Origin of the sequence: Maribellus maritimus (assembly GCF_022267315.1) — a bacterium.
Classification (GTDB): domain Bacteria; phylum Bacteroidota; class Bacteroidia; order Bacteroidales; family Prolixibacteraceae; genus Draconibacterium; species Draconibacterium maritimum.
The window spans coordinates 147879-169651 of the sequence record NZ_JAIKLE010000002.1; the positions used below are offsets into that span (position 1 = coordinate 147879).

At 37.5% G+C, this 21773-nt stretch carries 19 protein-coding genes; 17 read left to right on the top strand and 2 right to left on the bottom strand.

What is annotated here, in order from left to right; all coding sequences use genetic code 11:
• Positions 1-8: 8 nt before the first annotated feature.
• The gene (locus tag K5G00_RS02700; RefSeq protein ID WP_238764113.1) at positions 9-989 is read right to left on the bottom strand and encodes a rhodanese-like domain-containing protein; all 981 of its coding nucleotides are present in this window, start codon (positions 987-989) and stop codon (positions 9-11) included.
• Positions 990-1401: 412 nt separating this feature from the next.
• Here K5G00_RS02700 and K5G00_RS02705 point away from each other — a divergent pair, with 412 nt between their 5' ends.
• The 17 genes from K5G00_RS02705 (at position 1402) to K5G00_RS02785 (ending at position 19902) form a co-directional block, all read left to right on the top strand.
• Positions 1402-3183 (top strand): L-fucose isomerase, encoded by a 1782-nt coding sequence (locus tag K5G00_RS02705; RefSeq protein WP_238764114.1) that lies wholly within the window; start codon positions 1402-1404, stop codon positions 3181-3183.
• A 47-nt stretch (positions 3184-3230) separates the two neighbouring features.
• On the top strand, positions 3231-4457 hold the full coding sequence (locus K5G00_RS02710) for a DUF6786 family protein (RefSeq protein ID WP_238764115.1): 1227 nt from the start codon (positions 3231-3233) through the stop codon (positions 4455-4457).
• Positions 4458-4469: 12 nt separating this feature from the next.
• Positions 4470-5468, top strand: coding sequence for a GntR family transcriptional regulator (locus tag K5G00_RS02715; RefSeq protein ID WP_238764117.1), 999 nt, complete (start codon positions 4470-4472; stop codon positions 5466-5468).
• Between the two features lie 40 nt (positions 5469-5508).
• Positions 5509-7047, top strand: a complete 1539-nt coding sequence (locus tag K5G00_RS02720) for a DUF5060 domain-containing protein (RefSeq protein ID WP_238764118.1) — start codon at positions 5509-5511, stop codon at positions 7045-7047.
• Between the two features lie 551 nt (positions 7048-7598).
• Positions 7599-7763: a hypothetical protein gene (locus tag K5G00_RS02725; RefSeq protein WP_238764119.1), complete on the top strand. Its 165-nt coding sequence runs from the start codon at positions 7599-7601 to the stop codon at positions 7761-7763.
• 132 nt (positions 7764-7895) lie between these two features.
• Positions 7896-8432, top strand: a complete 537-nt coding sequence (locus K5G00_RS02730; RefSeq protein WP_238764120.1) for a helix-turn-helix domain-containing protein — start codon at positions 7896-7898, stop codon at positions 8430-8432.
• Positions 8433-8887: 455 nt separating this feature from the next.
• Positions 8888-9985 (top strand): serine hydrolase domain-containing protein, encoded by a 1098-nt coding sequence (locus tag K5G00_RS02735; protein WP_238764122.1) that lies wholly within the window; start codon positions 8888-8890, stop codon positions 9983-9985.
• Between the two features lie 33 nt (positions 9986-10018).
• Positions 10019-10999, top strand: coding sequence for a hypothetical protein (locus K5G00_RS02740; RefSeq protein WP_238764124.1), 981 nt, complete (start codon positions 10019-10021; stop codon positions 10997-10999).
• A gap of 195 nt (positions 11000-11194) precedes the next feature.
• Positions 11195-12076, top strand: a complete 882-nt coding sequence (locus K5G00_RS02745) for a LytR/AlgR family response regulator transcription factor (protein ID WP_238764126.1) — start codon at positions 11195-11197, stop codon at positions 12074-12076.
• Positions 12077-12256: 180 nt separating this feature from the next.
• A complete protein-coding gene (locus K5G00_RS02750) occupies positions 12257-13864 on the top strand; it encodes a hypothetical protein (protein WP_238764127.1) in 1608 nt (535 codons plus the stop codon).
• Positions 13865-14076: 212 nt separating this feature from the next.
• Positions 14077-14520: a GNAT family N-acetyltransferase gene (locus tag K5G00_RS02755; protein ID WP_238764128.1), complete on the top strand. Its 444-nt coding sequence runs from the start codon at positions 14077-14079 to the stop codon at positions 14518-14520.
• Positions 14521-14694: 174 nt separating this feature from the next.
• Complete coding sequence (locus K5G00_RS02760) at positions 14695-15981, top strand: condensation domain-containing protein (RefSeq protein ID WP_238764129.1); 1287 nt, start codon at positions 14695-14697, stop codon at positions 15979-15981.
• 524 nt (positions 15982-16505) lie between these two features.
• A complete protein-coding gene (locus tag K5G00_RS02765) occupies positions 16506-17129 on the top strand; it encodes a hypothetical protein (protein ID WP_238764130.1) in 624 nt (207 codons plus the stop codon).
• A 197-nt stretch (positions 17130-17326) separates the two neighbouring features.
• Positions 17327-18016: a helix-turn-helix transcriptional regulator gene (locus tag K5G00_RS02770; protein ID WP_238764131.1), complete on the top strand. Its 690-nt coding sequence runs from the start codon at positions 17327-17329 to the stop codon at positions 18014-18016.
• A 76-nt stretch (positions 18017-18092) separates the two neighbouring features.
• Positions 18093-18467, top strand: coding sequence for a VOC family protein (locus K5G00_RS02775; RefSeq protein WP_238764132.1), 375 nt, complete (start codon positions 18093-18095; stop codon positions 18465-18467).
• A 2-nt stretch (positions 18468-18469) separates the two neighbouring features.
• On the top strand, positions 18470-19051 hold the full coding sequence (locus K5G00_RS02780; protein ID WP_238764133.1) for a YdeI/OmpD-associated family protein: 582 nt from the start codon (positions 18470-18472) through the stop codon (positions 19049-19051).
• Between the two features lie 263 nt (positions 19052-19314).
• Positions 19315-19902, top strand: coding sequence for a DUF998 domain-containing protein (locus K5G00_RS02785; RefSeq protein WP_238764134.1), 588 nt, complete (start codon positions 19315-19317; stop codon positions 19900-19902).
• A gap of 243 nt (positions 19903-20145) precedes the next feature.
• Here K5G00_RS02785 and K5G00_RS02790 read toward each other — a convergent pair whose 3' ends face one another.
• Entirely contained in the window at positions 20146-21768 is a 1623-nt protein-coding gene (locus K5G00_RS02790; RefSeq protein WP_238764135.1) for an arylsulfatase, read from the bottom strand.
• Positions 21769-21773: the final 5 nt, after the last annotated feature.

Here is a 21773-nt window from a genome sequence, read left to right on the forward strand (position 1 = left end):
ATGTTTTGTTAACGGTTTATCACAATTTTTTGGGTCTGTGTAAATCTTTTACTGTAAAGGGTTAAAATATGGATTCCTGTTGGCAACCCGCCAATATATAATTTATCTGCCGGATCAAAATTGTTTGTTAACAGAATGGTTTTTCCTGTAATATCGATAATCTTTATTTTATCAATCAACTGTACAGTGTTGCTGTTAAATTGCAGATAATCACTGGCCGGATTTGGAAAAATCATATAATCGGCAATTTTCTTTTCCGGAATGGTTTGAATGACACCATTTTTTAAAACCACATCTATATCCAGTTGCCCTCCGTTACTTCCCAATATAATGCAGGTTGAATCAGTTTCAGTATATCCTGGTTCATGAAACACATAAAATGTATAATCTTCGGCACCCTTTAATTCTGCCTCCACATCAAAATCAGAATAGATTTCATGAATGTCAAAAAGCTCAATAGAACTAAAACTTAAAATATCGTTGGCACGGTTGGTTACAGTAATCTTTATCGAGTCGGTATTTGATGTTCCCGTTATTTCTTCTTTTGAAACCAACATAAGTTTTGGGGCTATTTCCGAAGTAGTTGGCAGCGAAGCATTTTTCCATGAACTTATTCCTCCCTGCATGTCATAGACCTCGGCAAAACCTAAATTTTGCATTTTTGTAAATGTACCGCTGCTTCTGCCTCCTGACTGACAATGAATTAAATATGTTTTGTGTCTGGGGAGTGCATCAACTTGTTCTGTAAAATCAGAATCATAGTAATTTCGGTTTATCGAACCTTGCAGATGTCCAGCCTGCCATTGACTGGGAGTACGAACATCAATAATTACAAAATTCGGATTGGTTTCATTTGCTTGTATTAAACTGTCGCATTGCTGAACGGTAAGTTTTTTATAGATGTCGTAATTCTCCGAGGCCGACAAAGTTGCTGTTGAGAATAAACTAAATACAAATATAGCGGTGAAGCAGTTGGTAAAATTTTTCATGTATTCTTTGGTTTGTTTTTTTCAAAAGTAAAAATATTTGACAACAGTTTTGCTAATTGTTTTTGTGTTTTATTTGTTGTAAATCAGGTTCTTAGGTTTTATTTTGTTTTGTTTGTGAACTTTTGTTTTATTGGTTTATGCCTTGTTTTATTTTGGATTGTGTTTTGTTTGTTGTAATATTTTGATTTCAAAATGATTGTAGCGCAAATTTGAAAATTCCAGGGAATGAGGACTGTGATACGAGTTGTGAATTAAAACTTCTCGTTGAAATTTTATTTGTTAATAAATGTTACTACAAAAAAAATTAAATAAAAGTTTTGTAAATTGCAGCACAGTACAGGACAGCATAGTATGGGATAGTTCTGTATTTTGGATAATAATTCATAAAAACATTTTAAATAAACCAATAAAAATGACAAACAGATTAATAGGCAGACTACCTAAAGTCGGTATTCGTCCGGTTATCGACGGACGTGAAAGAGGAGTTCGGGAATCTCTTGAAGAACAAACCATGAATATGGCAAAAGCCGCTCAGAAACTTATTGAAGATAATTTACGGTTTCCGGGAGGTGAAAAAATTGAATGTGTTATTGCAGATACAACCATTGGCGGTGTTGCAGAGGCTGCAATGTGTGCCGACAAGTTTGAAAAAGAAGGAGTTGGTGTATCCTTAACAGTTACTCCATGCTGGTGTTACGGCACCGAGGTAATGGATGCCAGTCCTTTGATTCCTAAAGCGGTTTGGGGATTTAACGGAACAGAACGTCCGGGAGCGGTATATTTGGCAGCAGCTTTGGCTGGTTACACCCAGAAAGGCTTGCCGGCTTTTGGAATTTATGGACGGGATGTGCAGGATGCAGGAGACCAAAGCATACCTGAAGATGTAAAAGAAAAAATATTACGTTTTGTAAAATCAGCTCTTGCAGTTGCCCAAATGAAAGGCAAAACTTATTTGTCGCTGGGATATACTTCGATGGGAATTGCAGGTTCGATGGTGAATCCGGATTTTTTCCAGGACTATCTTGGAATGCGAACCGAATTTGTTGATATGACGGAAGTAAAACGTCGGATTGACGAAGAAATTTATGATAAGGAAGAATATGAAAAAGCCCTGAAATGGACCAGGGAAAATTGTATTGAAGGAGAAGACAATAACAATGTGCTTGTCCGGGGCGACCGCGAAAGAAAAGACTGGGAATGGGAGATTGTTGTTAAAATGACTTTGATTTTTAGGGATCTGATGATAGGGAATCCAAAACTCAAAGAAGCCGGATTTGGCGAAGAAGCGTTGGGAAGAAATGCTATTGCCGGAGGTTTTCAGGGACAGCGTCAGTGGACCGACTACTATCCTAACGGCGATTTTTCAGAAACAATTTTAAACAGTTCGTTTGACTGGAATGGGATTCGTGAGGCCTTTGTTTTTGCCACCGAAAATGACAGTTTAAATGCAGTACCCATGTTATTTGGGCACCTGTTAACAAATACAGCCCAGATTTTCTCTGATGTTCGTACCTACTGGAGTCCTGACGCAGTAAAAAGGGTGACAGGAAAAGAACTCACCGGTTTGGCAAAATTTGGAATTATCCACCTGATAAATTCCGGTTCTACAACAATGGATGCAACGGCTCAACAGAAAGATGAGCAGGGTAATCCGGTGATGAAACCGTTCTGGGACGTAACAGAAGAAGATGTGACCCGCTGTTTGGAGAATACGCGTTTTTGCCCTGCAAACAAAGGATATTTCAGAGGAGGCGGTTATTCCAGTCAGTTTAAAACCGAAGGAGAAATGCCCGTTACAATGTCGAGGATAAATCTTGTAAAAGGGCAGGGGCCGGTACTTCAGATTGCCGAAGGCTACACGGTTGATTTAGACGAAGACATTCACAAAGTATTGGATAAGCGTACCGATCCGACTTGGCCAACTACCTGGTTTGTTCCAAAACTGACCGGAAAAGGTGCGTTTAAAGATGTTTATTCGGTGATGGCAAACTGGGGAGCAAATCACGGTGCTATCAGTTACGGGCACATCGGTGCAGATCTGATTACCATGGCTTCAATTCTGCGTATTCCGGTTTGTATGCATAATGTAGACGAAGAATCTATTTTCAGGCCCAGTGCCTGGAACTCTTTTGGCGAGGACAAAGAAGGCGCTGATTACAGAGCCTGCGATAATTTTGGTCCCGTTTATAAATAGTTCATACGGTGTTACCCGGTGGTTCGCCGGGTAACAATTTTTTCAAAATGAAAATATTTAGTTTAATAACAATTGTTGTTTTTCTTTTTGGTTGTTCAAGTGCCGGAAAGAAAACAAATACATCCGCGGCAATGCAAAATTTTGAAAAGGGGAGTTACGGTTACGATTTGGAAACGCTGCAAAAAAATGGAAAACCGATTGAACTCATCAATAAAAGTGCGCGTATTTTACTTTCAGCAAAGTATCAGGGACGTGTAATGACAAGTACTTCTGCCGGAAAATCAGGAAAAAGTTACGGCTGGATAAATCATGATTTAATTTCTTCCGGTGAAGTTTTAAAACAATTCAATCCGGTGGGAGGCGAAGAACGTTTTTGGCTGGGACCTGAAGGAGGACAGTTTTCAATCTTCTTTCCGTCAGGGAAGGGCTTTGATTTTGAAGACTGGAATACTCCGGCGGGCATCGACACGGAAACATACGATGTTGTTGAAGCAAATGAAAAAGAGGCTGTTTTTTCAAAATCGATTGAACTGGTCAATTACAGCGATTTTCATTTTCAATTGGAGGTAAACAGGAAAATTAAAATTCTGGAAAATCCTGTTTTGGAAAATGAACTTAGCGTCAGTATTCCTGCTGATACAAAATGTGTTGGTTATCAAACGGTGAATACGGTAAAAAATACAGGTGATAAAGCCTGGGAAAAGGAAACCGGTCTTCTTTCGATATGGTTACTTGGCATGTTTAATCCATCTCCATCGGTAACTATTTTTATTCCTTACAAAACCAGTGCTGAATCAGATTATATTGTAAAAGACGATTACTTTGGAAAGATTCCGGAAGATCGTTTAAAAGTGAGAGACGGAATGATATTTTTTAGAGGAGACGGAAAAGCGCGTGGAAAAATTGGAATTCCTCCGCAACGGGCATTGCCTTATTTAGGTAGCTACGACGCAGAGAATAAAGTTTTAACCATTGTAAAAACCAATATTCCGGAAGCTGCCGTCGACTATGTAAATTCGGCCTGGGAGCTGCAGGATTTTCCTTTTAAAGGAGATGCCATTAACGCCTACAACGACGGACCTTTGGAAGACGGAAGCCAGTTGGGCCCGTTTTACGAATTGGAGTCATCGTCACCTGCTCTGGCCTTGCAGGCCGGCGAGCGTGCTGCACACACACAGCTTACCGTCCATTTTGAAGGAGAAGAAGAAGATTTAAATGGTATTTGCCGGCAGGTGTTTGGGATAACTGTTTCTGAAATTAAAAACGCTTTTTAAACAAAAATTATTTTGAATGATTTTGAGCTGCATATTGCCGAATTAGCCGGGCAAACCAAAGTACAACAATTGGTTTATTCCATAACCGAGGCAATCAGCACCGGGAAACTGAAAGTGGGCGATGCGTTGCCGTCTGTAAATCAGTTGAGTTTGGAAAGCGGCTTTTCCCGCGATACGGTTTTTAAAGCCTATAATATTCTTAAAAGAAGAAGTGTGGTTGAATCGGCGCCAACAAAAGGATATTATGTTGCCAACGAGTCATTTAAAGTTTTTATGCTGCTCGATGATTTTAGTGCTTTTAAAGAGCAGCTATACCAATCGTTTCGGACTGATCTGCCGGAGGCGTATTCAGTTGATTTGCTGTTTCACCATTACAATCATGAAGTTTTTCGGCAACTTGTTCAAAATAGTTTGGGACGATACAGTATGTATGTTATAATGAATATCGATCATAAAAGTGTTGACCCTATTTTGGAGAAGATCGATACCAACAAACTGTTGATAATCGATATGGGAAAACCGGATAACGATAAAATGAATTACCTGACCCAGAATTTTTACGAATCGGTTATTTCCTGTCTTGAACAGGGTGCTGACGCCATAAAAAAATATGAAGAACTGGTTTTAATTTATGAGGAGAACAATACACCACATCCTTCAGAAACAGCAAAAGCGATCAAAAAATTTTGTAAAAAGAATCAGGTTAAGTATGTGAAAAATGCTCATTTTGAAGTTTCAGAATTAAAAAAAGGGCAGGCGTACTTTGTAATCAGGGATGCTGATCTGGTTAAAATAATTAAAGAATGCCGGAAAAGAAATCTTGTACTGGGAAAGGATGTCGGAGTGCTTTCGTATAACGACACTCCAATGAAGGAGATTGTTGGAAACGGGATTTCGGTGATATCAACCGATTTTGAGGAAATGGGAAAGAGAGCCGCTGCATTTGTAAAAAACAAATTAAGAACCGAAATTGTACTTCCAACATATGTGAAATTACGAGATTCGCTATAAGAAATAAGTTTTTTACTAACCCAATTAAACCTGTTATCACATGAAAAACGTAAAGAATTATCTGCTTATTCTGCTTGCTTTCTTTTTTGCTTCATGTGCAAAACAAGGCCGTTTGCCCGAAACCGAACAATGGGATGTTTTTCAAATAAGTCTGTTTGCTTTTGTGGAGGGAAATCCTTTTATGAGTACAGAGATAAGTGCCGAGTTTGTAAATGGCGACAAACGTATTTTAGTTCCCGGTTTTTACGATGGCAACGACACTTTCAGAATTCGTTTTTCACCTCCTGTGCAGGGAGTATGGAAGTATAAAACGCAAAGCAACAACAATGATCTTTTGGGAAAAACCGGCGAATTCCTTTGTGTACCTCCAAGGGGAGAAAATCATGGGCCTGTAAAAGTTGTAAATACCTGGTATCTGCAATATGCCGACAGCACTCCTTTTTATTCGGTGGGAACAACTGCCTACCAGTGGACAAGTGTAAAACAGTCCGTTCAGGAACAAACGCTGAAAACACTGGCCAAAGTGCCGTTTAATAAAATTAGAATGTGCGTTTTTCCCAAATCATATATATACGGGAATGAAACTGAACCATGGAGATATCCTTTTGAACGAACAAATAACAGGAACAATTTTGAAAATCCGGATATTGAATTTTTTCAGAATTTTGATAAGCGTATAAAACAACTTTGCGATTTAGGTATTCAGGCTGATGTGATTCTGTTTCATCCCTACGATCGCTGGGGATACAGCAAAATGGGAAACGAAATGAACAAACGGTATGTCCGTTATATGATTGCCCGCATTTCTGCGTACCGGAACGTTTGGTGGTCGCTGGCCAATGAATGGGATATACCCGATATAAAAGAAACCATTGACTGGGAAGGAATAGGAACACTATTACAAAATGAGGATCCCCATCACCGGATGAGGGGAATACATAATTGGTATGGTTCTGAAGATCATTTTTATGATCATTCTCGCTCGTGGCTTACACATGTAAGTGCGCAAACCTCACAGTTTTACAATGCTGAAAAGTGGAGGAAGCGATACAAAAAACCACTGATGTTTGACGAAATGCGTTACGAGGGAGACGTTCCCAGCGACTGGGGCAATTTAAGCGGGGAAGAAATGGTCAGTTATTTTTGGATGGCCGGTTTAAGCGGAGGATATGGCACACATGGCGAAACATTTACAAACGACTCCGATACTTCCGAAGTAAGATGGTGGTCAAAAGGCGGAAACTGTGTTGGCGAAAGCCCGGAAAGAATAGTTTTTTTTCAATCAATATTGGAACAGGCACCTGTAACAGCTATGAAACCTGAATTGAATGATAGGGGCGATCCCGAAAACCTGAACAACAATGTTTACATTTTTTCAAAGCAGGGAGCGTATTATCTTGCGTATGTTGCAGACTCCAATCAGAGCGTTGAAATAAGTTTACCCGGGGATTCATCGTACAAACTGGAGGTGATTGATACCTGGAACATGAAAACGCTGGAAGAAAATACAGTCGAATCCGGTACATTTAAATATGTAACAAAGCATCCTTACTGCGCATTAAAAATAACGGGCAATTGATAGTTTTATATTAACTTCTTGGTTATACAACACCGCTACCGGGTTTTATTGCACTGCTGCGCGATTTTATCACCTTGCCCATTTGGCTTTCTGCCAAAATCTTCTTTTACATGCTTCTTTTTTTTAAGGATAGCATCGTCCTATCCCGGGATATGATCGTTGTGTCCATGGATATGATCGTTATAGAGTGGGATATGATCATCCTATCCCTGTTTTTGGTGTCAAAAACCGCTTTTTTACGATGCAAAACCGGGATATCATCGCGCTATCCTCGGATATGATCATGCTATCCTTAGATATTGTCATGCTATCCAAGGATATAATCATTGTATCCCGAGACAGGATGGTTCTATTCTACTTGCCGACGCTTCCAAAACCGGCCAACGACAGGATATGTAAAGGTTTCTTACAAAAAAGATATCCCCCGTACCTAATTTTACAGGCCGGGAAGAAACTCCTTGTTTTTAAAACAAATGATTGTTATTTTTAATGCGCAAAAAAGCAGTAACACATGAACTAAAACTGTTTTCCACCCATAAATCCATTTAAAAATGAATCGTTCCAAAACACATTCCGTGACGCTTATCCAACGCTTTTCTGAAAACATATATTTCCTCAGAACTGGCTTAGCCACCCGAAATGATGTTGTAACCCAAAGTAACCATAAAGAGGTAAATGAAAGTATTGGCTTACATAGCCGTTGGGTGGCACAATAACGAATGAGAAATTCATATTAGATACATGAATTTATAATTATGACAAAGTTTACATATAATTGTCGCAATAATGACGTTACAACGACAATAGAGACTAAATACTTTTACTCAATAGTTTAATATTCACATGATATGGAAAATTCAGAGTTACCAAAAAGAGTAAGAGATTTTAGGATTAAAAAAGGATTATCACAGGAAGAGCTTGCAAATAAAACGGGATTAAGTCTCAGAACCATTCAAAGAATTGAAAATGGAGAATCTATACCGAGAGGAGATACTTTTAAAAAAATAGCTATTGCGCTTCAAGTTTCGCCTGAAGAAATCATAGATTGGCAGATTCAAGAAGATGACAACATTATAACATTACTTAATTTATCTCAATTAGGGTTCATATTTTTCCCCTGGATTGGAATAATAGTTCCAATGATTATATGGATTAACCAAAAAGATAAAATTAAAAACGTAGATTCTATCGGTAAAGTAATTTTAAATTACCAGATTTCCTGGAATATATTACTTTTTGGAATGCTAATAGCCTCATTTATAATAAGTCCATTAATAGTCATAATTTGGTATTTATATAATTTCATATTAGTTATTATAAACACAAGAAGATATATTAAGAAAAAACAAGTGATTTATAAACCAACTTTTAAAATTCTGCAATAAATTACAAACTTTGGAAGCAGATATTACATGGCGGGGGCTGGTGGTACGCCAACTGCGGATTCTCGTATCGCCGTTTAGTCCTCGCGATGAGCGCTTTTCGAAATATGCCCTGACAACATTTACCAACCGCCAGACTGTCTAACCTCTTTCCAGAAAAGAATGATTTGGGCAACTGATTTTTTTTAATAAAATATTGAAAACTCAGGGCTTAATTTTACTTTTTTGACATGCTGTCGTAGGACACAATTTTGCGTAAATAAGTGGGAAAATTCAAAACAGATTTATGATAAGTTATCTATTTCTTTTGCTTTAATAAATCCTAATACAAACTTTCCATTTATCATCTTTGTTCTTACATTGTTTGCAACTTTGTGATTAGATAAGCAATACGAATAAAGGAATGAAGCAAAAAGAATGATTTACTTTTATAGTAATTCAGTATTAATAAGATTACGATGATGAAAAAAACGCCTGCAATTGTCACAATTCTTCTAATAACAGCACAATCTGTTTTTTGTCAATTAACGTTAGAGAACGCTGCGAAGATTGACAGTGTAGCACAAAAATTACACAAAGAAGGAAAATTTAATGGTGGATTGTTAGTCGCAGAAGGAAATCAAATAATCTATGAAAACGCCTTTGGATTGGCTGACAGAAATTTGAACATCCCAAATTCTCATGAGATGCGTTTTTGGGATGCCAGTATCGGAAAAATGTTTACAGCCGTACTTATTCTTCAACTCGCAGAAGAGGATAAACTTTTTTTAACAGATCCGATTTCCAAACATCTACCCTGGTTCAGGCATGAGTTGGCAGATAGTATTTCAATCCATCAACTTCTGAGCCATCGTTCAGGATTCCAAAGTAGAATTTATGAGGAACGAGAAATAGCTGAACATGATGAAAAAAGTCAGAGAAGTATCCTTGAACATAAAATAGCTAAATCAGACCTGGCTTTTGAACCCGGAGCAGCCTTTTTATACAGCAATACCGGATATGTTTTATTATCGGAAGTGATAATGGCGCATCTGGGAAAAGATTATAACGCTATTTTGCAGGAGCATATTTTTAAACCACTCAAAATGAATGAAACATACTGGTCTGCACCTATTTATGGTCCAACTATGCCTGTATATTATTTAGAAGATGGAAATGCATTTCTTCCAGCCGATGAGCTTGATTTTACGGGTCCCGGCGGCGAAAAGACCACACTACGCGACTTGCATAAATTTATGTTGGCTGTCGGAACGGATCAATTGATTTCAAAAAAGTCATGGGCGCTTGCTTTTAAGGCTCACTCATTACCCGAAGAGGCCAAAAGCCAATGGGGGCCACATCAGAGTCCTTACGGGTATGGATTTAGCTTAATAGACTTACCTTATGCCAGCAATGAGATAGATGCAACGGTAAGCCATGGTGGTGCAGGTAAAGGAACTTCAAGTTACGCACTACGTTTTTTAGAAAAAAACCGAATCGTAATTTTGTGGAATAATGAGTATAAAAATCCGATGCTTTTTGAGCTGTATATGGTGTTGTCAGAATTAAGTAAATAAACCAATCATTATACATTGTAAAATGCGTGTAAAATGAGTAAGATTGCAAAAAAATTAAGGATACTCAAAATGAAACACGTAAATATCTTCCTGACCATTCTGATTTCTTTTTACTTTTATTCATGTTACGATAGTGAGAATGAATTTAACCTGATTGACCCTTCATTAACACAGATTGAAATGGAGGGAGAAGGTGGCGAAACAGAAATTTTATTCACCCATTCAAACTGGAAAATTGCCGGAATAATCAATCAAAATGGTGATGTAAAAATCTCAGGCGACAGCTATTCTATAGACGGCTCTTTGATTCGGGAAAACTACACGCTAAAATTAGATAGTTTAGGCAGAGTAGATGCATTCTGGACAAATAAGGGATTTAGTATTGTTCGTAATTCTTTTACTTCACTTAAAGTCGCTCTCAAAGAAAACAGTACGGGAGAAGATTTTAACTTCACAATAGTTCTTGAATCCGGAAATGAGTCGAAAGAAATTCAGGTAAAACAAAAAAAATCGCAAGGATATACATTTGATAGAATTGAATATAAGCTTGATGAAAGTGATGGTGACTCCATCTTTGTAAAGCAAGGTACCTCCTTTTCTTTTAATCTTCAATCGTCACAGGAATTTTCATTTCACCCCATCAATGGAATTGGCATTGATAAAACCTCATTTTTTAAAAGCGCCGAATATGATGCATTTGCCTGGACAGAATCTGATTCAATATTGGTTGAAATTCCGTCAGGAATTGAGAATGGCAAACTATATTTTAACGGAGATAAAACCATTTACACGGCTACTTCAATAAGAAATGACAGCAAGTATGGCAATTTACAGGAAACTGTAACTATACCATCAGGTAATTCAAAATTTTCGGTTGAAATACAATACAGGGAGAGAAATGTTTCGTATGCTTTGTATTTGGTAAACAACAGAACTGAAAAGGAAAAAATAATAAACGGGAAGTGGGTTGAATTCGCTCCTACAGGAAATTATACAATCAACCGGGGGAATTGAGTGGTGATACAAAACAATAAAACGCCGGGATAATTGTGTCTGGCATAGCGGCGTTTGTATAGTGCTTTGTTTTCGTTTTTTTTCTGCTGTCGTATCCTGCCAGGCACTGAGGCTTTTTGAAATATGAAAAAGTAAGCTGCAAATGACCTTTACCCGTAATATTGCAACAAGTGGACTAATCAGCGTTTACAAACAATGATTTTATATGAATTTTTAAATAAGGAATATATCAAATACAATCAGGAGAATGCCTCATGGAAAAACGGGCTTTTTCATGCTATCGTTGTTTTAATCATTTTTCTCTTGTTCCAGCCTTTCGGATTCAGGGATAAAGATATAGAACTAAAAATCCTACTATTTCCCGGTTTTTCTCTTATCGCATTTTCCTATAGTATTGTCAGGTTTTATATCATCAGGAAGATGCTTCAATCAAAAAAAACATGGGCACTGAAAGATGAAATTATAAGTCATATCGTAGGCATGTTTCCACTGGTGTTTATCATCCAACTATATTCTTATTGGATTACCGGTGACATGCCTTTTAATATCCACTGGTACTCAACCCTTTTTTATTATACAACCAGTCTGCTTACGGTAGTTGGTATTATCGAATACTTACATTACAGCAATAAATCGGCGGGTGTTCGGGTCGGAGATTTGTCTTCTCGAATTCAACAATATTCCCAACAAATAGAAACGGCTCAAAAAGAAAACACTCAGGAGAATCTGGCACTAACGTTGGAAAAAGGTCAATTTACTGTAAACAGAGAAAAACTTGTTTTTATTGAATCAAAAGGCAATTATTTAGATTTCCATTTGTGTAAAAGCGACGGAGTGACAACAAAGCTTACCAAAAGAGGTCGACTGCATCAGGTGGAAGCAGATTTAGAAAACTATCTGGAATTTTTCCGTTGTCACCGGGCCTTTATTGTAAATATGAAAAAGGCAAAACAAATGAAGGGAAACAGTAAAAATGCAAGACTTATTCTTGATGACGATGAGCTACAAGAAATTCCTGTTTCACGGACGTATTTTAAAACGCTGACGCAAAAGTTGGAGAAAATGACAACGCTATAGAATTTTAGGAACGAACACTATTTCATTCCACTTCATCACTTATTAGGACCATATATCCCTTATGCTTGGTGACACAGGTGTTTACCGCTATGTTTGTTTCAGTTTTGTCACTTGTATTATTGCTTTTTTTAAGAGTCTGTAAAACCGGAAAAATGAATTCATCAGAAAATAGTAAACAAAATGAAACTGGTAAGGCATATCACATTAGGCATACTTGGCCTATGCATTGTCATAGCCATTTTAGCAGGCTATAACGCGCTAAAAATGAAATCTCAGGTAAAAGAACTGTTTAAGTTGAATAAGACATTGAAAGCAGAAGGCTACTTTATGACAGGTTTTGAATTCCAATTGGTCGGTATGGGGTACTATATTGATAAACACCAATATCGGAAAGCGCAAACAAAGTTGTCTGATTATTATACAAAACTGAGGAACAGAGAAGGTTTGGTTAAAATTCCTGAATTCAAAAACAATCAGGAAGAAATCGATTTTTATCTTGATCTTCAGAACCCACGTACAGGAGCCTTTATTGATGAATCAGCTCCTTTTTGTGTTTACTATGAGGCTACGAAAAATGTTATCGAACATTTAGTGTCACTATCCGATTCAACAACAGCTCCCTTAAAGCTGCATTATCCGCTAACATTTCTGGACTCGATTAATACACCGGAAAACTTAATAGGACATTTGAATGACATATCTTACGTCGGTTGGTTAGCATCACATTTTCCACAGACAACCTTTCATTTTGCCCGGAATATTCTGGACGCAACCAGCGCTGATAACGCTTTGGAAGCACACAATTTGTATACTTTTTCACCGGAATGGAAACATACGATGCTAAAATGGATGTATGATTTTCAGGATACAACAAGTGGTATGTGGGGACCCAAAAATAAAAGAACCGGTGAGCTAAGAAAATATGATTTAAATAACACAAAATCAATCGTTAAAAGTTTCAGGGATAAGCAGGGGAACAATCTTTATGAAGAATTTCCTTTAAAATACGGCGATAAGCTTTTTAAATCGTCACTGGAACAATTGTCTGAGCCCTATCCGGATGAAGATGACCTGGCGGAGATACATGAATGGAACCTTCGACAGGCAAAAGGTTTTTCTATGTTGTTAAGGTACTTATGGAATGATGCCTCAACCGGAGACAAGAAAAATGCAGAGCAAATGATTGCCAGAAATATTGATATATGTTTTAAAAACTACTACGTAGCAGCCGAAGGAGCATTTAGCTATTATCCAAACTCAGAAAAGGCGTCACCCGATGGAATCACCAATTTAATTTTTGATGAAATTGGTGCTTTTTCTTATAAAAAGCAAAAGAAATTTTGGGGCGCTCCAGAAGCAAACATTAAAGATATGGGCGAAGTTATTCTTCACAATATGCATACATCTGATTTGAGTCCTGTACTAAATATTCCGGATGTTAATTCACTGAGGATTTATAACTGTAACCCCGATTATGAAAATCTTACCGATAGTGTATGGGCTGTTTTTTATCCGAAAGATACTTCGGTGTTGGATGTTATGGAAATAGTGCCAAATGTTCTTCACTGGGCAGAAACATCTTCGCTTTCTATGGGGAACTGGACATCTATGGCCAGGTTAAAAAAGACATATTCAAATTTTAACATAAAAAAACCGGTCATTTTGAGAAAAGAGCTTCCGGTAAAAGAAATAAATGAAAAATTAACAGAGTCTTCTGAATTATATTTTATTGGTTTTGATAAGCTTCAAATACCCAGATATTGTATTGGTTACAAAATTCTTAAGTAGAAGTAAAACGTACAAAAGTCAATATACTCCTTAAGCTTCAGCTGCAGGGGGAGGAACGTAAGCTGAGATTTATTATCTTTCATGCAAAAAAACAGTTCAATGCAACGCCTCGAAGCCTCGATAGTATGGTGGTAACACCTTGGCGGAAGCCCAAACACCTGGACAATAAAAGCGGTGTTTTCAAATTTTTGTAACGAGTATTACTGAAAAAAGTGCGAATAGAAAAAATTACCGATAATAAGAAGCAATTCCTTGATTTATTGTTATTAGCAGACGAGCAAGAAGATATGATTGACAGATATCTGGAACGTGGCGATATGTTTGCACTATACGATGATGATTTGAAAACCGTTTGTGTTGTTGTTGCAACTGACAAAGAAAGCTGCGAATTGAAAAACATCGCAACATATACAAAATATCAAGGCAAAGGGTATGCTAAGGCGCTGATAAAATTTATATCAGATTATTACAAAAATAGCTATAAAACGATGTTTGTAGGAACAGGTGAAACTCCGGCGGTTTTGTCATTTTACAAAAGTTGTGGATTTGAAAGATCTCATTTTATCAGAAATTTTTTTACCGATAATTATGACCACCCGATGTTTGAAGACGGAATACAACTGATTGATATGATTTATCTGAAGAAAAGATTATAAATGGCTGTTGCTGAGTGTCGAATAAGCGGCAGTTGAAGGGCGATTCCTTGCGGGCAAATGTCGTTCCATTATCTGTATCGGTCGGATAATCCCGGCAACTCGCAAGTGCTGAGACTTTATATCTTTATTGTTGTGCATTTTGAACAGACTAACCCGCTGAAAAAAAAGAAGTAAATGACAAACAAGTATAATACAACATCACAAGATTGGTTTAACCATATTGCACAGAATGTTACATCAAATGCATTAATACAATACGTTCTGAAAACAGATGATAAAATTGATTATCAATTGCTCCAAAAGTCAGTTTTGCTTTTAATACAGGCTGAACCGGTTTTGGGTTGTCTGTTTGTCGAAAAAGAGGAAATGCCTGAATGGACTCCGGCTCCGGTAAACGCAGATGATGTTTGTTGCCGGATAGAAACTGAAAATATTGAAAATGAGATTAATTCTGTGCTAAAAACAAAAATTAATGCATCAACACAGTTATCGGTAAAGATTTGCTTACTGGAAAACAAAAAGACAAATGCAATTGTGATAAAAATAAGTCATTCTGTTTGCGATGGTTCAGGTTCAAAATATTTGATAAATCAACTTGCCACCATTTATACCCGATTAGAAAAAGACAGTTCATTTGTTCCTGCTACGAAGGTTCCAGTAAGAGGCACTCAAAACTTCTATGACGCTTTGAAAATTAAAGATAAAGCAAGCTACTTCGAGCCGGAAAAAGCAGAATTGGTTTCAACCTGGGGATTTCCGACGAGCCGGGAAATGTTTAAAAAACAGACTTTTTCATATCAGCAGTTACGTTACAATGCCAATGACTTTCGAAAAATGAAACAATGCTCAAAAAAGCAAAAGGTAACCTTAAATACCTTGTTAATGGCAGCCTATTTTGATGCTTTACAAAGGTGTTTAAAACCTGACGACAACATAAAAGAGCTTCAGTTTATGATTGACCTTCGAAAGTATCTACCGTCAAATACAACTCAAAACGTATGTAACCTTTCCGCTATTTTAAATGCAGATTTGCCAACAAAAACGACTGATTTTTTAGAGCTGGTAAAACAAACAGATAAAGCAATTCGGAAAATTACGGATACAGATAATTTTGTTCACGGAACAATCGCTGGAGACCTGGCAGAAGAGGAAGGATATGAAACAATAAAAAATTTGATAAAATCGGATTGGGAAACCATTCAGAAAGCAGGAAACTGTACGCCAATGATTTCGAATCTTGGGATTTTTAATTCTAAGGCTATTTGCTTTGGTGAAGCCAGGATTAAAGATTTATGTTTAATTTCTCCGGCATTTTTTGCGCCAGCTTTTATGATTGGAATTATGACATACAATAATGTCTTGACGATTAATGCGAGTTATTATAGCCCGGGGATAAAACACAAACAGATAGCAGAGTTGTTGAAACAGATTGACAGTCGGATAAAAGAGGTGATGGGCTAAATGAGACACAGGGTGTAGTACTGTGCTGAAACAAAAGCAGATTTTTGCCCGGTATCCTCATTTCCCCCTTTTTTTAAGCCTCTAAAACTGTCCTTCCTCCCGTCGCTAAATTTTACAGGGCAGAAAGAAACTTCTTGGTTTTAAAACAAATGATTGTTATTTTTAATGCACGATAATTCGGTAACTCATGAACTAAACCTGTTGTGCCACCCATAAAATCCATCTCAAAATGAATCGTTTCAAAACACATTCCATGATGCTTATCCAACACATTTCCGGAAACATATATTTCTCAAAAGTTGGGTTATCCACCTGAAATGGTGTTATAAACCAAAGTAACCATAAAGAGATAGTCCAAAGTGTGGGGTTACAGATGTGTTAACGCTAATATTAAATAAAACAAAAACATCTAAAAATTAATTTACATTTTATGCATCTGCATATTTGCTTTAGGCTGCAGTAAAAGAGATATTCCTGTTGAAGAAGAAACCGATCCTTGCAATTTACTAGTTGACGGAGTTTACATGTTTCCTACTGAAAAACCCGATTCGTCTTTCACCAAAGAAGAAATAAAAGAATATTGGAATATTCCGGAAGATGTTCTTGGTTGTATTACAACTGAAGGATTAATTAAAAGTTGTTACAAGACAATTTACGGAGCTGTTATCGAAGCCTCAAACGGATACCAATCAGGATATAAATTGTTGAAAGGTTGGTGCAGGGGATTTGATGAGTTGGAGAGGCGGTATGACGCTCCTGCTGCGCTGATTTCATATTTCAAATCTGAGGAGCTTCCCCATACTCTCGATTATAATTTGTATGCAATTGAAATTGCCTCTGCACAGGACAGCATTTTGAAACGATTTACAAAAGAGCAAAAGATTGAAATGTTAAACATGGAGTTAAATTATCACGCAGAAAGAAGAGAAATTTTTAACAGAAATTCTATAATTCACGATGGAACAATAGTTTTTATGGGACGTCTTATGGTATTTGAAAGAAATGCGCAGTTTCTTCAGTCTCTTGAACGGAATGAGGAGTTAGTTCGCTTTATGGAAGGAACAGGTAAATACATTTTAAGTCTAGCTGGCGCCGATACAATAGTGCATTACGCTGAAGATTACCTATTTAAATTGAACTCCAATTAAATATAAATTGAAACACATGTTATTGGATTAAAATACTCGTGTTAACAAATTGCAAATTGTATTGCGGGGGACGTGGTGTGCGTTGTCTCTGCTGTTTTCTTGACCGTCAGCGTCTGTAGAACGAAGACGCCTTTCGAAATCCGCCTCGTCAACTTGTATCAACTGCTCTCTAAAACAACTTTTAACTATATTTAAAAATGGAATATTCAGAAGTAAACAGACTATCACGATTAACTGCCATTCTCATTCAATTTCAGACGAAGAGTATTGTTACAGCTTCCGAATTATCTCAAAAATTTCAAGTTAGTAAAAGGACAATTTACAGAGATATAAAAGCACTAGAGCAAGCAGGTGTTCCTATTTTAACCGAAGAAGGGAAAGGTTACATGTTAATGGAAGGATATAAAATTCCACCGGTAATGTTCAGCGAAAAACAGGCAAACGCCTTAATACTTGCAGAGCAGCTGGTGTTGAAAAATAAGGACGCTTCGTTTGTAAAGGATTATTCGGAAGCAATTGATAAAATCAAATCTATTTTAAGATATACCATCAAAGACAAAGCAAATTTACTTGCAAACAGAACTCAATTTGAAGAAATTGTAAATCAGGAAAGAAATAGCAATAATTTGTCTGATCTGCAATATGCATTGACCAATTACTACCTTGTTAAGGTGCAGTATATAAATAAGGAAGAGACTGTAACGAACAGGTTGTTAGAGCCATTTGCATTATTGAGTACAGAAAATTGGTATTTGATTGCCTGGTGTCGTTTGCGTGAGGAATTTCGGTTTTTTCGATTGGACAGAATTCAAAAAATCGAAATTCTGTCAGAAAACTTTGAACCTCACAGAATGACTTTACAGGAATATTTTGACAAATACCATTAATTTTTGCAGACCCTTGACATAGGGCTGTCACATGTCAGGTGTACGTTTGTATTAATAAATTCTATAAACAATTAAAATGACAAACGTAATTAACTGGTTTGAAATCCCGGCTATAGATTTCGCAAGAGCAATGAAGTTTTATTCTGATGTATTACAAGTTGAGATGGAAGAAATGCCTTCTCCTGATGGAAAAATGAAATACGGGAATTTCCCATATAAACCGGATGGCTCTGTTGTTAGCGGAGGGATCGTAAAAAAGGAAGGTTTTGTGCCGACTACAGAGGGGCCAATAATTTACTTTAACGGAGGAGATGATTTGGACATTCCTTTGTCCAGAGTTGAAGGAGCAGGCGGAAGAATAACGATGCCAAAAACTCCAATTGAAAAAATGTTCATGGCGGAGTTTATTGATACTGAAGGTAACAGAATGAGGTTTCATTCAATGAAATAGAAATGGATAAAAAGGAAAAAGATACATATTGTCCTAAAAGCCGAACAGACTGGCGAAATTGGTTAGAGGAAAATCATAAGTCAAAAAAGTCTGTTTGGCTTGTTTATTTTAAGTCATCAACAAAAATTGCTTCCGTTAGTTGGAGTGATGCTGTTGATGAAGCACTTTGTTTCGGCTGGATAGATAGTACGATAAAATCTATTGACAACGAAAGATATATGCAGTATTTCTCCAGGAGAAAACCAAACAGTGCATGGTCTAAAATTAACAAAGAGAAAGTTGTTAAACTCATACGGAACAATCAAATGACAAAAGCAGGTTTTGATAGTATAGAAACAGCTAAAAAGAATGGTTCCTGGACAATTTTAGACGGAGTTGAAGCACTGTTAGTTCCTGAGGATTTAAAAAAGGAATTATTAAATTACAAAAACGCCAAAGATTACTTTGATAATCTAAGTAAGTCGGATAAAAAAAATTTATTGCATTGGGTGATTTCTGCCAAAAGAACGGAAACACGACAAAAAAGAATTCTGGAAATCGCAAAAAATGCAAGCAAAAATCAGAAACCAAAACAATTCAGATAAAAACGACTTGCAACAAAAAATATACGTAATACGGGTGGTTTGGAAAAAATTAGGTTTCATATATTTATTCTAAATTGCAGTAGTTTTATCGTTTGGAGCTTCGAATCGGGCACGACGCATATTAATACAGACTGTCTTCTAAAAAACTCTTTGTATCAAATACGGATTTGGGAAGCTGACTTTAAAAAGAATAATATATTGAAATCTTAACGGCTTGATTTTATTTTTCAGACACATGTCGTTGTATGGAAATTTGAAAGCAAATGATAGTAAGGGAAAAAAATATTGGGATTACAGGGCTTTTGTCTGTTTTAAATCTGTTGGCAGCTTTATTCATATTTGGTTCCTTAAACCCTGAATTTAGTTTTACAAATGATTATATAAGTGAACTTGGAGCCAAAGGAGAACCAAACGCTCTGTATTTTAATCTGTTCGGTTTTATAACAGTCGGAATATTACTTTTTGTTTTTGGTTTGACTTATGGAAATTTGCTAAATGACAAACTTTTATCAGTTTTATTATCGCTATTCGGATTAGGATTTGCTTTTACAGCGATACCGATAGATATGCAATTATCCAGAACACCTGTTTCTAAAGCTCATATCGTTGCAATTTGTCTTGGATTAGCTTTTTGGTTGTTTGGTCTTTCGAGACTTGGATATAACAAAAAGTTAAAAAGAAAAGTAAGAATTCGTGCAAATTTGACGGCTGTGATTCTTGTGTTATCAATGATGGGCTTTGTGTTTGGACTTTGGTCGATGCCGATAACGCATCGACTGGTATTTGGAATTGTTTTCAGTTGGACTGCATGGACCTCAGTTGAATTAATTCTGAAAAAGAGAATCGAATAAAAAAACATACAGTCAGAAACACAAGGCATGGCTAAGTTTATGCGGATTGTGCACCGTGGAATACCGTGCCGGCGGAACATTGTGGCGAGTTGCAGCTCAATCTCCTAATAAAAGGCCACTGGGCTATTCTTAAAAGATGTTTTTGCAAATTAGACGGTGCCCACTAAAAACTGCCCCGGGGGCGAATAGAATCAGGGGTATAGCAGGTACTGCTATTTGTACCTGCCCCTTTGTTTTTTATATTTAGTTTTTTGCAGGAAAGATCCGTTGATATTCTTTTTGCCAAACTGCTTCCATTTCTTTTATTTTTTCCGGCATTTCTTTAGCCAGATTGTTGGTTTCCGTGCGATCTGTTGCCATGTTAAACAGCTCCCATTCACCGCCACTTAATGCCGAAATTTTCCAGTCGCCAATACGTAAGGCCCGTCCGCCTTCATGTTCCCAGAAAAGTGTATCGTGAGTTGTTGAAATTTCTTCTTTAAAAAGGGGGAGGATTGATTTTCCTTCTATCTGCGAAGTTTCCAAATTATTTATCATAGAGGGATATTCAGCTTCAGCCAGTTCCAGACAAGTGGGCAAAATATCGATAACATGCCCGACTCCCTGGTTGATGGTATTTTCTTTTCCTTTTAGCCCGGCTGGCCAGTGTACAATAAACGGTGTGCAGTTTCCGCCTTCAAACGATTCTTTTTTCCAGTAACGAAAAGGGGCGTTGATAGCTCCGGCCCATGCCACACCCAGATAGCCCCAGGTGAGTTCAGGTCCTGGCCGTTCAAAGGTATTGTAATCTATTTCTTCACCTTCACGGTTGTGTCCGGGGCGGTCGAAACCAGGTTGGTAACCCCGCTCGGGCGAAGCTCCGTTGTCGGCAAGGAAAAGAATAACTGTATTGTCGTATTCCCCGGTTTCTTTCAGCTTTTGAATCAGCCGTCCGATTCCCTGGTCTAATCGATCAACCATAGCAGCATGTGCTTCCATGTGTCTGGCTTCCCAGGCTTTATTTACACAATCAGTCCACAACTTTCCAGATTCGTTTGGGGCCAGCGGAGCAATTGCCGGATCGACTATTCCCTGTTCAATTAATCCTTTGTATCGGTTTTCACGGAGTTTGTCCCAGCCTTCGTCATACACCCCTTTATATTTTTCAATATCTTCAGGCAAAGCATGCAACGGCCAGTGTGGTGCAGTGTGTGCAACATACAAAAAGAAAGGTTTATCGTCTTTACTGTACGAATCAACCATCTCAATACTTTTGTCGGTAATAAAATCGGTGATATAAAAGTCGTCGGGGACATTTTTTATTTCTTCTTCGTTATGAACCAGGCTAAAGGGATCGTAATAATCAACTACTCCCCAAATTACCCCCCAGTATTCGTCAAAACCACGGTTGCTTGGGTAGGATTCCGGGGGAGCAAAAATGCCTGTGTCTTTTCGATGGGAAAGCCACAACAATTGTTCTTCCTTGTCGGGCAGAGCTTTGGTTCGCGAGAGGTGCCATTTCCCGGCCATTCCGGTATGGTAACCGTTTGTTTTTAATACTTCAGCAATAGTTGCTGCATTTCGTGAAAGCGTTTGTCCGTTTCTGTCAAGTCCAACCTGATGAGGATATTTGCCGGTCAACAGGGATGCGCGTGTAGGACAACACCGTGCCGCGTTATGAAATTGTGTAAACCGGACACCTCCGGCTGCCAGCCCGTCGAGGTTTGGAGTGTTTATCTCGCCGCCATAACAACCAATATCAGAATAGCCCAGATCGTCGGCCATAACGATGATAATATTTGGCTTTTTCTCCTCTTTTTTTTCTTCTGTGTTTGAGCTGCAGCCTGCAAAAATCAACGCAACAAAAACATACAACAAATTTTTCATGTTTT

Coding starts and splice junctions, on each gene's coding strand:
- K5G00_RS02700 (WP_238764113.1), bottom strand. CDS start 989: ATGAAAAATTTTACCAACTGCTTCACCGCTATATTTGTATTTAGTTTA.
- K5G00_RS02745 (WP_238764126.1), top strand. CDS start 11,195: ATGATTTTATATGAATTTTTAAATAAGGAATATATCAAATACAATCAG.
- K5G00_RS02710 (WP_238764115.1), top strand. CDS start 3,231: ATGAAAATATTTAGTTTAATAACAATTGTTGTTTTTCTTTTTGGTTGT.
- K5G00_RS02730 (WP_238764120.1), top strand. CDS start 7,896: ATGGAAAATTCAGAGTTACCAAAAAGAGTAAGAGATTTTAGGATTAAA.
- K5G00_RS02765 (WP_238764130.1), top strand. CDS start 16,506: ATGTTTCCTACTGAAAAACCCGATTCGTCTTTCACCAAAGAAGAAATA.
- K5G00_RS02790 (WP_238764135.1), bottom strand. CDS start 21,768: ATGAAAAATTTGTTGTATGTTTTTGTTGCGTTGATTTTTGCAGGCTGC.
- K5G00_RS02775 (WP_238764132.1), top strand. CDS start 18,093: ATGACAAACGTAATTAACTGGTTTGAAATCCCGGCTATAGATTTCGCA.
- K5G00_RS02725 (WP_238764119.1), top strand. CDS start 7,599: ATGAATCGTTCCAAAACACATTCCGTGACGCTTATCCAACGCTTTTCT.
- K5G00_RS02780 (WP_238764133.1), top strand. CDS start 18,470: ATGGATAAAAAGGAAAAAGATACATATTGTCCTAAAAGCCGAACAGAC.
- K5G00_RS02750 (WP_238764127.1), top strand. CDS start 12,257: ATGAAACTGGTAAGGCATATCACATTAGGCATACTTGGCCTATGCATT.
- K5G00_RS02760 (WP_238764129.1), top strand. CDS start 14,695: ATGACAAACAAGTATAATACAACATCACAAGATTGGTTTAACCATATT.
- K5G00_RS02785 (WP_238764134.1), top strand. CDS start 19,315: ATGATAGTAAGGGAAAAAAATATTGGGATTACAGGGCTTTTGTCTGTT.
- K5G00_RS02740 (WP_238764124.1), top strand. CDS start 10,019: ATGAGTAAGATTGCAAAAAAATTAAGGATACTCAAAATGAAACACGTA.
- K5G00_RS02770 (WP_238764131.1), top strand. CDS start 17,327: ATGGAATATTCAGAAGTAAACAGACTATCACGATTAACTGCCATTCTC.
- K5G00_RS02705 (WP_238764114.1), top strand. CDS start 1,402: ATGACAAACAGATTAATAGGCAGACTACCTAAAGTCGGTATTCGTCCG.
- K5G00_RS02735 (WP_238764122.1), top strand. CDS start 8,888: ATGATGAAAAAAACGCCTGCAATTGTCACAATTCTTCTAATAACAGCA.
- K5G00_RS02720 (WP_238764118.1), top strand. CDS start 5,509: ATGAAAAACGTAAAGAATTATCTGCTTATTCTGCTTGCTTTCTTTTTT.